Raw genomic sequence first — 16,449 nt, forward strand, 5'->3', positions numbered from 1 at the left:
AGGATAAAAATGGAAGAGTTAAAAGTATATGAGATAGATGTTAATGAGTTAGCTAAATTTAAATTTGCAGTTATAAAAACAGATAAAGGTGATATGATAGCTGAATTATACCCACAAGAGACACCGCAAACTGTGGCTAATTTTGCAAATTTAGCAAAATCTGGATTTTATGATGGATTAAATTTTCATAGAGTAATTCCAAATTTTGTTATTCAAGGTGGTTGCCCATATGGTAGTGGGATTGGCGGTCCAGGCTGGAGAATTAAATGCGAATGCGTAGGACAAAAACGCAAACACAATAGAGGTAGTCTAAGTATGGCTCACGCCGGCAGGGATACTGGCGGTAGTCAGTTTTTTGTTTGTCATAGCGCTCAGCCGCATCTAAATGGCGTGCATACCGTCTTTGGCGAATTAATCAATGATGAGAGCAAGGCAGTGCTTGATTCTATTAGACAAGGTGATAAAATCACTACAATTGAGATTAAAGAGAGCCTATAATTTTTTAATAATTCAGATTCCCTTTGCCGGTAATCTGAATTTAATTTAAACTACTTTTAATATATTTACAATACTTAAGTCAAATTTAACTGCAATATTGGTATTATATTTAAAATCTAATTTTTTTCATTAAGGATACATATGAAATTTACTACTTTGTTTTATGCTATTTTTGGTGTAATTATTACAGTAGTCATTTTAAATTTGGTGGCCCTATTAGGGGTAATTAGCGTACAAGATGAGCTTATAGAAGCATCTGAGAAAAGATATCAGTCATATATGTTAGCTGATGAGCTTCGTCAAAGTTCTGATGATTTAACTAGACTTGCGCGTACATACAGCGTTACAGGCGATAGCCGTTATGTTGATCAATATAACGCTATATTAGATATTAGAAATGGTAAGGCGCCAAGACCTATGGATTATGAAAGAATTTATTGGGATTTTGTCGCAGTAAATAATCAAAAACCTCGTCCAGATAGTAATGAGACAATTGCTCTTACTAAAAAGATGGAAGAGCTTGGTTTTACTAAGGCTGAGTTTGATATGTTAAAAGAGTCAGAAGCTCGTTCAAATCATCTTGTAGATATAGAAACTAGGGCTATGAATGCTGTAGCAGGTAGGTTTATGGATGAAAATGGCAGATATAGCGTAATTGGCCAACCAGATGCTATTTTAGCCATCAATCTTACTCACTCTAAAGAGTATCATACAGAAAAAGCTAAAATTATGGAACCTATTGATAAGTTCTTTGTGATGCTTAAAAAAAGAACTGCTGATGAGGTTCAATCTAAAATTGATAAAACTACTCTATATTTTAATACAGTTTTAGGTTTGTTTGTTATCAATATTATAGTTATAGTTGTAGGCTCTATTATGCTTCGTAGAAAAATTTCGCAAATTGAGCCAGTTAGTGATGGTCTTAGAGGATTTTTTGCTTTCCTTGGACATGAAAAAGATGATTGCAAAACTATAGACATTAACTCAAAAGATGAATTTGGTGTAATAGCTAAGATGATTAACCAAAATATCCTAAACTTACGCACACAAATTGGCTCTGAGCGTAAATTTATTAATGAAACAGTAAAAACTCTAAAAGAGCTATCTCAAGGTAGTTTTAATGTGCGTTTAAATAGCAATTGCGACTCTCCAGCAATGATGCAACTTCAAGAAACTCTAAATAATATGGCTTTAGCTCTTGAGAAAAATATCAATGAGATAGTAAAAATTATAGGTAAATACTCAGAACATGATTATACTCAAAGAGTTTCAAATGAAAATTTAAAACACTATTTACTTAAAATGGCTGATGGTGTAAATGAGTTAGGTGATACTACTGTAGCGATGCTACGCCTATCACAAAAATCTAGCCAAACTCTATACGAAGCATCAAATGATATGAAAGACGGTATTAATAAATTAAATGAATCATCAAAACTACAAGCTACTTCGCTACAAGAGAGTGCAGCAGCTGTAGAGGAGCTAAGCAGCTCAATGAACTCTATAAATGAAAGAGCCGATGAAGTTATTAAACAAAGCGATGATATTAAAAATATTATTACTATAATTAAAGATATAGCAGAACAGACCAATCTACTTGCTTTAAATGCTGCTATAGAAGCTGCTCGTGCTGGTGAGCATGGTAGAGGATTTTCAGTTGTAGCTGATGAGGTTCGTACTTTGGCTGAAAAGACAGGTAAATCTCTAACTGAAATTGAAGCCAATGTAAATATTTTAACTCAAAGCATAACCGATATGAGCGCTAGCATTCATGAACAAACTGCAGCAATTAATCAAATTAATGAAGCAATGAGCGCTATAGAGAGTGGCACAGAGCGCAATTATAAAGAAACAACTAAAATAGCTGGTATCTCAAATGATGTTGAAGGAATGAGTAAAGAGATGCTTGCTAATATAAATAAAAATAAATTCTAACTTCAAATTTCGCCAACTATTTTATAGTTGGCGAAATTTTTAATTTTTTTCTAAAAACTCTTGACAAATCAAATAAAATTAGCTATAATTCCAGCTCACAAGTTAAAGGTGCTGGTGTAGCTCAGCCGGTAGAGCAACTGCCTTGTAAGCAGTAGGTCGGCGGTTCGATTCCGTTCACCAGCTCCATTTATCTTTACAGTGTTTGACCAGATACATATAGCAATCATTTTTCTTTTATTTAGGGTGAGATACTCAAGTGGCCAACGAGGGCAGACTGTAAATCTGCTGACTATGTCTTCCGTGGTTCGAATCCACGTCTCACCACCATTGCTATACGCGGGAGTAGCTCAGTTGGCTAGAGCATCAGCCTTCCAAGCTGAGGGTCGCGGGTTCGAGTCCCGTTTCCCGCTCCATTTGGATTTGACTGGGAGCTGTCTTTTTTGAATTTATATTCTATTCTGCAGTTATTCTTAGTCATTTTTAGTTTTTGGTGTTTGTATTAATTTAGTATAACTCTGTTTTGCCAAATTGCAGTTTCCATATTTTAGAAACGCTCATATGGCTCAGAGGTAGAGCACTTCCTTGGTAAGGAAGAGGTCGCGGGTTCAAGTCCCGCTATGAGCTCCATAAAAGTTAAAATAAGAAATACAAAAGATACAAACTTTAAGTATAAAAGTTGAATTTAATAACGGAGGATACAATGGCTAAAGAGAAGTTTTCAAGAAATAAGCCACACGTAAATATTGGTACTATCGGTCACGTTGACCATGGTAAAACTACATTAACAGCTGCTATTTCTGCTGTTCTATCAAGAAAAGGTCTTGCAGAGCTTAAAGATTATGATAATATCGATAATGCTCCTGAAGAAAAAGAGAGAGGTATTACTATTGCTACTTCTCACATTGAGTATGAAACAACTAATCGCCACTATGCACACGTTGACTGCCCAGGCCACGCTGACTATGTTAAAAATATGATTACTGGTGCTGCACAAATGGACGGTGCTATATTAGTTGTATCTGCAGCTGATGGCCCAATGCCACAAACTCGTGAGCATATCCTACTATCTCGCCAAGTTGGTGTTCCATATATCGTAGTTTTCATGAACAAAGCTGATATGGTTGATGATGCTGAACTTCTAGAGCTAGTTGAAATGGAAATTCGCGAACTTCTAAGCGAGTATGATTTCCCAGGTGATGACACTCCAATCGTTAGCGGTTCTGCTCTTCAAGCGCTTGAAGAAGCTAAAGCTGGTACAGATGGTGAATGGTCAGCTAAAATTATGGCTCTTATGGATGCAGTTGATAGCTATATCCCAACTCCAGCTCGTGCAACTGATAAAGATTTCCTAATGCCAATTGAAGATGTATTCTCAATTTCTGGTCGTGGTACAGTTGTTACTGGTAGAATTGAAAAAGGTCTTGTTAAAGTTGGTGATACTATAGAAATCGTTGGTATCCGCGATACTCAAACTACAACAGTTACTGGCGTTGAAATGTTTAGAAAAGAGATGGATCAAGGTGAAGCTGGTGATAACGTTGGTGTTTTACTACGTGGTACTAAAAAAGAGGATGTTGAAAGAGGTATGGTTCTATGTAAGCCAAAATCAATCACTCCACATACACAATTTGAAGGTGAAGTGTATATTTTAACTAAAGAAGAGGGTGGTCGCCATACTCCATTCTTTAATAACTATAGACCACAATTCTATGTAAGAACAACAGATGTTACTGGTTCAATCACTCTACCAGAAGGTACAGAGATGGTTATGCCTGGTGATAACCTTAAAATAACTGTTGAGCTTATCGCTCCAGTTGCGCTAGAAGAAGGTACAAGATTTGCTATCCGTGAGGGTGGTAGAACTGTTGGTTCTGGCGTTGTGTCTAAAATTATTAAGTAATTTAACTTATGGGTGCGAATTTAATTTGCACCCTTTTTAAGGAAAAAATATGGCAAGTGCAAATAGAGTTAAAATTGGTTTAAAGTGTTCTGAATGCAATGATATTAATTACACAACAACCAAAAATAGCAAAACAAAAACTGAAAAGCTAGAGCTTAAAAAATATTGTCCAAGATTAAAAAAACATACAGTTCATAAAGAAGTTAAGCTAAAATAAGCTAACTTCTTAGCTGTATCTATATAGGGCAGTAGCTCCAACGGTAGAGCGCCGGATTCCAAATCCGATGGTTGGGGGTTCGAATCCCTCCTGCCCTGCCACAAAAGGTTAGATATGGAAAAGTTTATAAGTTATTTAAAATTATCACGTACAGAGATAGGTAAAGTTATATTTCCTACCAAAGAGCAGATAAGAAATGCATTTATAACAGTTTTTGCTGTTGTTACTGTGGTTTCATTATTTTTAGCTTTGGTTGATTTAATTATGTCTTTTTCTGTTTCTAAGCTTGTATAAGGATCTACTATGGCACATAAATGGTATGCTATTCAAACTTATGCAGGTAGTGAGATGAGTGTCAAAAGAGCCATTGAAAACTTAGTAAAAGATCATGGCATTGAGGAGCAACTTTTAGAAGTTATTGTTCCTACTGAAGATGTTATTGAGATTAAAAATGGAAAGCAAAAAATAAACGAGAGAAGTCTTTATCCTGGTTATGCTTTTGCACATTTAGATCTTGATACTGCACTTTGGCACAAAATTCAGTCTCTTCCTAAAGTTGGCAGATTTATTGGTGAAGCAAAGAAACCAACACCTTTAAGCGATAAAGATATAAATCTTATTTTGGAAAAGGTTAATAAAAGAGCAGCTCCTAAGCCAAAAATTTCATTTGAGGCTGGCGAGGTTGTTCGTGTTACTGAAGGTCCATTTGCAAACTTTAATGCAACAGTAGAAGAGTATGATATGGTTCATGGTAAACTTCGCTTAAATGTATCTATATTTGGTAGAAGTACGCCTGTTGAAATTATGTATTCACAAGTTGAAAAGATAGTCTAAGGAGATAGTTTATGGCTAAAAAAGTTGTAGGCGAAATTAAACTGCAAATTGCAGCTACAAAAGCAAATCCAAGTCCACCAGTTGGTCCTGCTTTAGGTCAACAAGGTGTTAATATTATGGAATTTTGTAAAGCATTTAATGAAAGAACAAAAGATATGGCTGGTTATAATATTCCAGTTGTTATTACTGTTTATGCTGATAAAAGCTTTACATTTATTACAAAACAACCACCAGCAACCGACTTAATTAAAAAAGCTGCTGGTATCACTAAAGGTGCGGATAATCCGCTTAAAAATAAAGTTGGTCAACTTACAAAAGCTCAAATTCTTGAGATTGTAGATAAAAAAATAGTTGATATGAATACAAAAGATAGAGAACAAGCTGCTAAAATTATAGCTGGTTCAGCTCGTTCTATGGGTATAACCATAGTTGAGTAATCCTTACCACTAGGATTTAAAATTAGTGGTAGCACTTTAAAAATGCGGAGAAATTAATGTCAAAAAAAACTACAAAGAGATTTGCAGAACTACTTAAAAAAGTAGATTCAAATAAAATTTATAATTTAGATGAAGCTGTATCTACAGTTAAAACACTAGCTTCAGCGAAATTTGATGAAACAGTTGAGATTGCACTTAAATTAAATGTCGATCCTAGACATGCTGATCAGATGGTGCGTGGTTCAGTAGTTTTACCTGCTGGTACTGGCAAAACTGTTAGAGTAGCTGTAATAGCTAAAGATGCTAAGGCTGATGAAGCTAAAGCAGCTGGTGCTGATATAGTTGGTGCTGAGGATTTCGTTGATGAAATTGCTAAGGGAGTTATCAATTTTGATGTGCTTATTGCTACTCCAAATTTGATGGGCTTAGTTGGTAAAATTGGTCGTCTTCTAGGACCAAAAGGCTTAATGCCAAATCCTAAAACTGGTACAGTAACTATGGATGTTGCTCAGGCTGTTAAAAATGCTAAAGGTGGTCAAGTTAACTTCCGTGTTGATAAACAAGGAAATATTCATGCTGGTCTAGGTAAAGTTAGCTTTACAAAAGAGCAGTTAAATGATAATATCTCTGCCTTTATTAAGATGATAAATAAACATAAACCTGCAGCTGCAAAAGGTAAATATATTAAATCTGCAGCACTATCTTTAACAATGAGTCCATCTATATCTCTTGAAACTCAAGAGCTTATGGATCTTAAATAATTAATATTTTTATCTTAGATTGGAGATAGCCGAGGCGTAAGCTTAATTGAGCGATGTTCTCGCTCTCTCTGCTTGAAATCACCGGTCGGAAAGGAGAATGAAAGTGACTAGAAACGAAAAAGCTGAAATTATTTCAAACCTTGAGGCTGAATTTAAAGCTAGCGAAGCTATAGTTGTATGTGACTATAGAGGCTTAAGTGTTAAAAAACTTGAAGCATTAAGAATTGCTGCTAAAGAGCAAAATGTAAAAGTTCAAGTTATTAAAAATACACTTGCAAAGATCGCTTTAGCTAATTGTTCTAAAGATGGTATGGAGCTTAAAGATACAAATATTTTTGTATGGGGCGAAGATCAACTAGCAGTTACTAAAGTTGTAGCTAAATTTGAAGAAGCTAATAAAGATCTATTTAAAATCAAAACAGCTTATATCGATGGTGAAGTTGCTTCTGTGTCTAAAGTTGTTGCATTGTCAAAAATGCCATCTCGCGACGAACTTATTGCTATGTTGCTACAAGTTTGGAATGCACCAATTCAAAATTTCACTATTGGTTTAAATGCGCTTAAAGAAAAAAAAGAGCAATCTGCTTAATTTAAAAAATAAAATTTAGGAGAATTAAAATGGCAATAACTAAAGAAGATGTATTAGAGTTTATCTCAAATTTATCAGTTCTTGAACTAAGCGAATTAGTAAAAGAATTTGAAGAAAAATTTGGCGTAAGTGCTGCTCCAGTAATGGTAGCTGGTGCTGTAGCTGGTGGAGCTGCTGACGCTGCTGAAGAAAAAACAGATTTCAATATCGTTTTAGTTGATAGCGGTGCTAAAAAAATCGAAGTAATTAAAGTTGTTCGTGCTTTAACTGGTCTTGGTCTTAAAGAGGCTAAAGATGCTGTTGAAGGTACTCCATCAGTTCTTAAAGAAGGTGCGAGTAAAGAAGAAGCTGAAGCAGCTAAAAAACAACTTGAAGAAGCTGGCGCTAAAGTCGAACTTAAATAATTTACAATTTTGTAGGAGCGAGATTTTCTCGCTTCCAACTCCATTGTCGTTTTTACGACGTTCTTTCAATTAACTATTCTATAGAGGTAGTAAAATGCTAAATAGCCTTTATTCTGGAAATCGTCTTAGGGTAGATTTTTCTAATGTCGCTAAAGAGATTGATGTTCCAAATTTATTACAATTACAAAAAAAGAGTTTTGATCATTTTTTAAATCTTGATAATTCACAAACTGAAAGCGGAATCGAAAAAGTATTTAAATCTATTTTTCCTATTCACGATCCGCAAAATAGACTTTCGCTTGAATATGTCAGTAGTGAAATCGGTAAGCCTAGATATACAATTAGAGAGTGTATGGAAAGAGGTCTTACATACTCTGTAAATTTAAAAATAAAAATTAGATTAATAGTTCACGATAGAGATGAAAAAACAGGTGAGAAAATCGGAGTAAAGGATATCAAAGAACAAGAGATATTTGTTCGTGAAATTCCTTTAATGACTGATAGAATTTCATTTATTATTAATGGTGTTGAGAGAGTTGTTGTTAATCAACTACACAGAAGCCCAGGTGTTATATTTAAAGAAGAAGAGAGTCCTACAGTTGTAAATAAACTTATCTATACTGCTCAGATTATTCCTGATCGTGGCTCTTGGTTGTATTTTGAATATGATACTAAAGATGTATTATATGTGCGTATTAATAAACGCCGTAAAGTTCCTATTACTATTTTATTTAGAGCATTAGGATACAAAAAACAAGATATTGTTAAATTGTTTTATCCTATGCAAACTTTAAAAATTCAAAATAATAAATTCTTAGTAGAGTTTAATCCAGATGATTTTACTGGTAGAGTTGATTATGATATTAAAGATGAAGAGGGTAATATCTTACATCAAGCTGGAAAAAGACTTACTAAGAAAAAGGCTGATAAGCTTATAGAAGATGGTGTTAAATTTATTGAATATCCGCTTGAAATACTAGTAAATAGATATCTAGCTAGCCCAATTATTGATAAAGATAGTGGTGAGGTTTTATATGATACTCTTACTCAACTTGATGAGAGTAAGATTGCTAGAATTGCAAATGAACAAGATAGCATTGAGATTGCAAATGACCTAGCAAATGGAGTTGATGATGCTATTATTAACTCATTCTTGCAAGATTATGAGACTCTTAAACTTCTTAAACAAACAGAAGGCGTAGAAGATGAAAATGATCTAGCCGCAATTAGAATTTATAAAGTTATGCGTCCAGGCGAGCCTGTAGTTAAAGAGGCTGCTAGAAGTTTTGTTAATGATCTATTCTTTAATCCAGAAAGATATGACCTAACTAAAGTTGGTCGTATGAAGATGAATCACAAGCTTGGATTAAATGCGCCTGATTATGTTACAGTATTAACAAATGAAGATATCATAAAAACTGCTAAATATCTAATAAAAGTTAAAAATGGTCAAGGCCATATAGACGATAGAGATCACTTAGGTAATCGCCGTATTCGCTCTATTGGCGAGCTTTTAGCTAATGAGCTTCATTTAGGATTTGTAAAAATGCAAAAGGCTATTAGAGATAAATTTACAAGCCTAAGCAATAATATTGATGAGATTATGCCATATGATCTTGTAAATCCTAAAATGATCACTACTACTATTATGGAATTTTTTACCGGTGGTCAGTTAAGTCAATTTATGGATCAAACTAATCCACTTAGCGAAGTTACTCATAAGCGTAGATTATCAGCCCTTGGTGAAGGCGGTTTAGTTAAAGAAAGAGCTGGTTTTGAGGTTCGTGATGTTCATCCTACTCATTATGGTAGAATATGTCCAGTTGAGACGCCAGAGGGTCAAAATATCGGTCTTATTAATACCCTTTCTACATATGCTAAAGTAAATGATTTAGGCTTTGTTGAATCTCCATATCGTAAAGTAGAAAATGGTAGAGTAACAAATGAAATTGTCTATCTTACAGCAACTCAAGAAGAGGGTCATATTATCGCTCCAGCATCTACAATCTTAGATGAGAATGGTATGATTAGCGAGGATTTAATAGAGGTGCGCCAAGATGGTGAAATGATCCTTGCAAAAAGAGATGATGTAACACTAATTGACCTTTGTAGTGGTATGGTTATGGGGGTAGCTGCTTCATTGATTCCATTCCTTGAACACGATGATGCTAACCGTGCACTTATGGGTTCAAATATGCAACGCCAAGCTGTGCCCCTTTTAAAATCAACTGCACCTATTGTAGGTACAGGCATGGAAGCTATTGTAGCGCGTGATGCTTGGGAAGCTATTAAAGCAAGACGTGGCGGTGTAATAGAAAAAGTTGATAATAAAAATATATTTATTCTAGGCGAAGATGAAAATGGTCCATATATTGATCAATATACAATGGAAAAAAATATGCGTACCAACCAAAATACGACATTTAGCCAACACCCAATTGTAAAAAAAGGACAAAAAGTAGAAGCTGGTCAGATAATCGCTGATGGTTCTAGTATGGATCAAGGTGAACTAGCAATTGGTAAAAATGCCTTAATTGCCTTTATGCCGTGGAATGGATATAACTATGAAGATGCTATTGTAATGAGCGAGAGAATGATTCGCACAGATGCATTTACTAGTGTTCATATCTATGAAAAAGAGATTGAAGCTAGAGAGCTAAAAGATGGCGTAGAAGAGATCACTAGAGATATTCCTAATATGAAAGAAGAGGAGATCGAGCATCTAGATGAAAGCGGTATTGTAAGAATCGGTACTCATATTAAGCCTGGTATGATTTTAGTAGGTAAAGTATCTCCAAAAGGTGAAGTTAAGCCAACTCCAGAAGAGAGACTTCTAAGAGCAATCTTTGGCGAAAAGGCTGGCCATGTAGTAAATAAATCCCTATACGCTCCAGCAAGCATGGAAGGCGTGGTAATTGATGTTAAAATCTTTACTAAAAAAGGCTATGAAAAAGACTCAAGATCATTTAAAGCCTATGAAGATGAGAAAAATATCTTAGAAAAAGAGCATCACGATAGACTTTTAATGCTTGACCGAGAAGAGATGTTAAGAGTAACTGCTTTATTAGCTAATAACGAACTCCAAAGCGATTTAGAAGTTGGTAAAACTATATATGTAAAAGGCCAAAAGATACAAAAAGAGTATCTTGCTAATATAAATAGATTTACTCTAAATTCATATGTAAAAAGCTTTAGTAAAGATGTACAAAAAAGCTATGAAGATATGAAAGCTTACTTCCAAAATGAGAAGAAAAAATTAAAAGATGAGCATGATGCTAAGCTTGAAATTTTAGAAAAAGATGATATTTTACCAAGCGGAGTAGTCAAACTTGTAAAAGTTTATGTAGCTACTAAGCGTAAGCTAAAAGTTGGAGATAAAATGGCTGGTCGCCATGGTAATAAAGGTATTGTATCAAATATCGTTCCAGATGTAGATATGCCATATCTTCCAGATGGTAGATCAGTAGATATTGTTTTAAATCCACTAGGTGTTCCTAGTCGTATGAATATTGGTCAAATTTTAGAAAGCCACTTAGGTCTTGTAGGTATGAAGCTTGGTGAGCAAATTCAAGAGATTTTTGATAGAAAATCAAAAGAGTGGATAACAGAATTAAGAGCTAAAATGATTGAGATAGCTGATGTATCAAGATTGATGGACGCTAAAGCGATCTTAGAAAAAATTGATGATGAGAAGTTAATAGAATATGCAAGGGATTGGGCAAGCGGTGTAAGATTTGCTACTCCTATATTTGAAGGTGTTAAGCCTGAAGAGTTTAATAAGCTATTTGAAATGGCTAAGATTGATATGGATGGCAAAACTGAGCTATATGATGGCCGCACCGGATCAAAAATGGCTGAACGCGTCAATGTCGGTTGTATGTATATGTTAAAACTTCACCACTTAGTTGATGAAAAAGTTCATGCTAGAAGCACTGGTCCATATAGTCTAGTAACACAACAACCAGTTGGTGGTAAAGCATTAAGCGGTGGTCAAAGATTTGGTGAGATGGAGGTTTGGGCTTTAGAAGCTTATGGTGCTGCCCATACACTTCGCGAGATGCTAACTGTAAAATCTGATGATGTTGAAGGAAGATGGCTAGCTTATAAAGCATTAACTAGAGGTGAAAATGTCCCAAGTACTGGTATTCCAGAGACATTTTTTGTTTTAACAAACGAGCTAAAATCTCTAGCACTAGATGTTGAGATTTACGATGAGGATGATAATAATGAGTGAGTTAAAACCTATAGAGATTAAAGAAGATGCAAAACCAAGGGATTTTGAAGCATTTAAATTAAGATTAGCAAGTCCTGAACGTATAAAAGCATGGAGTTATGGCGAAGTTAAAAAGCCTGAAACCATCAACTATAGAACTCTAAAACCAGAAAGAGATGGCTTATTTTGTGCTAAAATATTTGGGCCTATTAGGGATTATGAGTGCTTATGTGGCAAATATAAAAAGATGCGCTATAAGGGTATCAAATGTGAAAAATGTGGAGTTGAAGTTACAAGCTCTAAGGTTCGCCGTTCTAGAATGGCACACATCGAGCTAGTTACTCCAGTAGCACATATTTGGTATGTAAATTCACTTCCTAGTCGTATAGGTACGCTTCTTGGTATTAAAATGAAAGACTTAGAGCGTGTATTATACTATGAAGCATATATAGTAGAAAATCCAGGTGAAGCATACTATGATAACGAAAATAGCAAAAAAGTAGAGCTATATGATGTTTTAAATGAAGAGCAATATATACTTTTAGAACAAAGATTTGCTGATAGTGGATTTAGTGCTAGAATGGGTGGTGAAGTAATCCGTGACATGCTTGAAAATTTAGATCTTGTTAGCATCTTAGAGCAGTTAAAAATAGAGATTGGAAGCACAAATAGCGAAGCTAAGAAAAAAAGCATTGTAAAAAGATTAAAAGTAGTTGAAAGTTTCTTAAATTCAGGCAATCGCCCAGAGTGGATGATGATTACAAATCTACCTGTGCTTCCGCCAGATCTTCGCCCATTAGTAAGCCTAGATGGTGGTAAATTCGCAGTTAGTGATGTAAATGATCTATATAGAAGAGTTATCAATCGTAATGCAAGGCTAAAACGCCTTATGGAACTTGATGCTCCTGAGATTATTATCCGCAATGAAAAGAGAATGCTGCAAGAATCAGTTGATGCTCTATTTGATAATGGTAGACGCGCAAATGCTGTAAAAGGAGCAAATAAACGCCCTCTAAAATCTCTAAGCGAAATTATTAAAGGTAAGCAAGGACGCTTTAGACAAAACCTACTTGGTAAAAGAGTTGACTTCTCAGGTCGTAGCGTTATCGTAGTTGGTCCTAGACTTAGAATGGATCAGTGCGGCTTACCTAAGAAGATGGCTTTAGAGCTATTTAAGCCACATCTTTTAGCTCGTCTTGAAGAAAAAGGCTATGCGACAAATGTTAAATTAGCTAAAAAGATGATAGAAGATAAGACAAATGAAGTTTGGGAGTGCCTTGAAGAGGTTGTTGCTGATCATCCAGTACTACTAAATAGGGCGCCAACTCTACATAAAATGTCTATTCAAGCATTCCATCCTGTGCTAATAGAAGGTAAGGCTATTCAGCTTCACCCACTTGTTTGTTCAGCTTTTAACGCTGACTTTGACGGCGACCAAATGGCTGTGCATGTGCCACTATCTCAAGAGGCTATTGCTGAGTGTAAAATTTTAATGCTTAGCTCTATGAATATCTTGCTTCCTGCAAGCGGTAAGGCTGTTACAGTTCCATCGCAAGATATGGTTCTTGGTATATATTATCTAAGCCTTGAAAAAGTAGATGTAATTGGTTCAAATAAAATTTTTGCTAGTGTTGATGAAGTAATGATTGCTGTTGAGACTCATTTCCTTGATCTTCATGCTAAGATTAAGACAATGGTTGATGGTAGAACTGTATTTACAACAGCTGGAAGGTTGATTATTAAATCAATTTTACCTGACCTTGGCGAAAATTCAGTTCCAGAAAGTATGTGGAACAAGGTAATGAAGAAAAAAGATATAGCAAATTTAGTTGATTATGTCTATAAAAATGGTGGTTTAGAATCAACTGCTGGATTTTTAGATAAGCTTAAAAATTTAGGCTTTAGATATGCTACAAAAGCTGGTGTAAGTATCTCAATAGCTGATATCATCATATCTGAAAGTAAATATTCATATGTAGATGAAGCTAAGAAAAAAGTTCGTGAAATTCAAAATCAATATGGCTCAGGCTTACTAACTGATTCTGAAAGATATAATAAAATTGTTGATATCTGGACAGATACAAATAACAAAGTAGCAAGCGATATGATGAAGCTTATCAAAAATGATAAGAGTGGATTTAACTCTATCTATATGATGGCAGATAGTGGTGCTAGGGGTAGTGCGGCTCAGATTAGACAGCTTGCTGGTATGAGGGGTCTAATGGCTAAACCTGATGGTAGTATTATTGAGACTCCAATTACTTCAAATTTCCGTGAGGGGCTAAATGTTCTTGAGTACTTTATCTCAACTCACGGTGCTAGAAAAGGTCTAGCTGATACCGCACTTAAGACAGCAAATGCCGGATATCTAACAAGAAAATTAATTGATGTAGCTCAAAATGTTAAGATTACAATGGATGATTGTGGCACTCACGAAGGTGTTGAAATTACTGAAATCACTGAGAGTGGCGAGTTAATTGAGAGTTTAGAAGAGAGAGTTCTAGGTAGGGTATTAAGCGATGATGTTATCGATCCTATTACTAATGAAATTTTATACACAGAAGGCACATTAATCGATGAAGCTAAGGCTAGAGTAATTATCGAAGCTGGTATAAAATCAATTAGCATTAGAACTCCAATCACATGTAAAGCACCAAAAGGCGTATGTGCGAAGTGTTATGGTATTAACCTTGGTGAGGGTAAATTAGTTAAGCCAGGTGAGGCTGTAGGTATTATCTCAGCTCAATCAATCGGTGAGCCAGGAACTCAGCTAACACTAAGAACCTTCCACATCGGTGGTACGGCATCTACTGAACAACAAGATAGACAAATCGTAGCACAAAAAGAGGGCTTTATTAGATATTATAATCTAAAAACTTATGAGAATAATGGCAAGTCTATTGTAATTAATAGACGTAATGCTGCTATCTTGCTTGTAGAGCCTAAAATAAAAGCTCCATTTGATGGTATTATCGATATTGAGATAGCTCATGAGGATGTAAATATTATCGTAAAAGGCAAAAAAGACGAAGTTAAATATGTCTTAAGAAAGCACGACCTAGCCAAACCAAACGAGCTAGCTGGTGTAAGTGGTAAAATAGATGGTAAATTCTATATTCCTTACTCAAAAGGCGATGAAGTAAAAGAGAATGAAAGTATCGTAGAGATGATCAAAGATGGATGGAATATCCCAAATCGTATTCCATTTGCAAGTGAAGTTAAGGTAGCTGATGGCGATCCAGTAACTCAAGAGATTGTAGCTAGTGCGCATGGTGTACTAAAATACTATATCTTAAAAGGTGATTATCTAGAGAGAATTAGAGAGATTAAAAAAGGAGATATAGTAACAGAAAAAGGCTTGTTTGTTGTAGTTGCAGATGAAGAAGATAGAGAGGCAGTGCGTCATTATATCCCACGCAATAGTATAATTGAATTTGATGATAGCTCTGATGTAGTAGCTACTGATATCTTAGCTAAACCACAAGCTGACTCTAAACTAGTTATAGCTGAGTGGGATCCATACTCAAATCCAGTAATCGCTGAAGAAGCTGGCGTGGTAGCATATGAGGATATTGAACCAGGATATAGTGTAACTGAGCAGTATGATGAAGCTACAGGTGAGAGTAGGCTAGTTATTAATGAATACTTGCCAAGTGGAGTTAAACCTACAATTGTTATTACAACTGATAATGGCAAATTAATTCGCTATCAACTAGAGCCAAAAACTGCGATATTTGTCAAAGATGGTGCTACGGTTCAAAGAGCTGATACTATAGCTAAAACACCAAAAGCTGTAGCAAAATCAAAAGATATCACCGGAGGTCTTCCAAGGGTATCTGAGCTATTTGAAGCACGCCGTCCTAAAAATACAGCAATTATTGCTGAAATTGATGGCGTTATTAGATTTGAAAAGCCTTTACGCTCTAAAGAAAGAGTAGTAATAGTAGCCGAAGATGGCACAACGGCTGAGTATCTAATAGATAAATCAAGACAAATTCAAGTCCGTGATGGTGAGTTTGTCCATGCTGGTGAGAAATTAACTGATGGTCTAGTAAGTAGTCATGATGTATTAAGAATCCTTGGAGAAAAGGCACTTCATGGATATTTAATTAGTGAAATTCAGCAAGTTTATCGCTCTCAAGGCGTTGCTATTAGCGATAAGCATATCGAGATTATCGTATCTCAAATGCTAAGACAGATTAAAATTGTAGATAGCGGTGATACGAATTTCATCGTAGGCGATATGGTTAGCCGCCGTAAATTCCGTGAAGAAAATGAGAGAATTATCAAAATGGGTGGCGAACCGGCAATTGCTGAACCAGTGCTTTTAGGTGTTACTAGGGCAGCTATTGGTAGTGATAGTGTTATCTCTGCTGCATCATTCCAAGAGACTACAAAAGTTTTAACAGAAGCTAGTATTGCAGCTAAATTTGATTATCTTGAAGATCTAAAAGAGAATGTTATCTTAGGTCGTATGATTCCAGTTGGTACCGGACTTTATCAAGATAAAAAGGTTAAAATTAAATATAATAACTAATCTTCTACTAATAATTAAGTAAAATTTGGATCTATTGATCCAAATTTTACTTAAATCAACAGCTAAAATTCTCATATAAAATTTGATTTAATTGTTAAATAAAAATATTGACTAAATTATAAAA

11 protein-coding genes, 5 tRNA genes and 1 pseudogene are annotated in these 16,449 nt (G+C 35.1%); all 17 read left to right on the top strand.

Translation table 11 applies throughout. From position 1 onward, the window contains the following. The first annotated feature begins 9 nt into the window (after positions 1-9). Positions 10-498, top strand: coding sequence for a peptidylprolyl isomerase (locus CVIC12175_RS02255; RefSeq protein WP_086257087.1), 489 nt, complete (start codon positions 10-12; stop codon positions 496-498). 1,530 nt (positions 499-2,028) lie between these two features. After that, positions 2,029-2,433, top strand: a pseudogene (locus CVIC12175_RS08795) (methyl-accepting chemotaxis protein); the annotation flags it as partial. 110 nt (positions 2,434-2,543) lie between these two features. Further along, positions 2,544-2,619, top strand: a tRNA-Thr gene (locus CVIC12175_RS02265). Between the two features lie 56 nt (positions 2,620-2,675). Further along, positions 2,676-2,760 (top strand) — tRNA-Tyr (locus tag CVIC12175_RS02270). Between the two features lie 9 nt (positions 2,761-2,769). Next, positions 2,770-2,846: transfer RNA gene (locus CVIC12175_RS02275), tRNA-Gly, on the top strand. Between the two features lie 139 nt (positions 2,847-2,985). Further along, positions 2,986-3,060, top strand: a tRNA-Thr gene (locus CVIC12175_RS02280). 73 nt (positions 3,061-3,133) lie between these two features. Continuing rightward, entirely contained in the window at positions 3,134-4,333 is a 1,200-nt protein-coding gene (tuf, locus tag CVIC12175_RS02285; protein ID WP_086246781.1) for an elongation factor Tu, read from the top strand. A gap of 49 nt (positions 4,334-4,382) precedes the next feature. Further along, a complete protein-coding gene (rpmG, locus tag CVIC12175_RS02290) occupies positions 4,383-4,550 on the top strand; it encodes a 50S ribosomal protein L33 (RefSeq protein WP_086226555.1) in 168 nt (55 codons plus the stop codon). A gap of 25 nt (positions 4,551-4,575) precedes the next feature. Continuing rightward, a tRNA-Trp gene (locus tag CVIC12175_RS02295) sits at positions 4,576-4,651 on the top strand. Positions 4,652-4,664: 13 nt separating this feature from the next. Then, complete coding sequence (gene secE / locus CVIC12175_RS02300) at positions 4,665-4,844, top strand: preprotein translocase subunit SecE (RefSeq protein WP_086246780.1); 180 nt, start codon at positions 4,665-4,667, stop codon at positions 4,842-4,844. A 9-nt stretch (positions 4,845-4,853) separates the two neighbouring features. Then, positions 4,854-5,384, top strand: coding sequence for a transcription termination/antitermination protein NusG (gene nusG / locus CVIC12175_RS02305; RefSeq protein ID WP_086248562.1), 531 nt, complete (start codon positions 4,854-4,856; stop codon positions 5,382-5,384). Positions 5,385-5,395: 11 nt separating this feature from the next. After that, entirely contained in the window at positions 5,396-5,821 is a 426-nt protein-coding gene (gene rplK, locus CVIC12175_RS02310) for a 50S ribosomal protein L11 (RefSeq protein ID WP_086246778.1), read from the top strand. Between the two features lie 56 nt (positions 5,822-5,877). After that, the gene (gene rplA / locus CVIC12175_RS02315; protein WP_086226553.1) at positions 5,878-6,582 is read left to right on the top strand and encodes a 50S ribosomal protein L1; all 705 of its coding nucleotides are present in this window, start codon (positions 5,878-5,880) and stop codon (positions 6,580-6,582) included. A gap of 103 nt (positions 6,583-6,685) precedes the next feature. Continuing rightward, positions 6,686-7,171 (top strand): 50S ribosomal protein L10, encoded by a 486-nt coding sequence (gene rplJ / locus CVIC12175_RS02320; RefSeq protein WP_086246776.1) that lies wholly within the window; start codon positions 6,686-6,688, stop codon positions 7,169-7,171. 29 nt (positions 7,172-7,200) lie between these two features. Further along, entirely contained in the window at positions 7,201-7,575 is a 375-nt protein-coding gene (rplL, locus tag CVIC12175_RS02325) for a 50S ribosomal protein L7/L12 (RefSeq protein ID WP_086246775.1), read from the top strand. Positions 7,576-7,669: 94 nt separating this feature from the next. Continuing rightward, positions 7,670-11,809, top strand: coding sequence for a DNA-directed RNA polymerase subunit beta (gene rpoB / locus CVIC12175_RS02330; protein ID WP_086256472.1), 4,140 nt, complete (start codon positions 7,670-7,672; stop codon positions 11,807-11,809). Next, the gene (rpoC, locus tag CVIC12175_RS02335) at positions 11,802-16,325 is read left to right on the top strand and encodes a DNA-directed RNA polymerase subunit beta' (protein ID WP_086315821.1); all 4,524 of its coding nucleotides are present in this window, start codon (positions 11,802-11,804) and stop codon (positions 16,323-16,325) included. The genes rpoB and rpoC overlap by 8 nt, the downstream gene beginning before the upstream one ends. The last annotated feature ends 124 nt before the right edge of the window (positions 16,326-16,449 follow it).

This window comes from Campylobacter vicugnae (assembly GCF_002139875.1).
Classification (GTDB): domain Bacteria; phylum Campylobacterota; class Campylobacteria; order Campylobacterales; family Campylobacteraceae; genus Campylobacter; species Campylobacter vicugnae.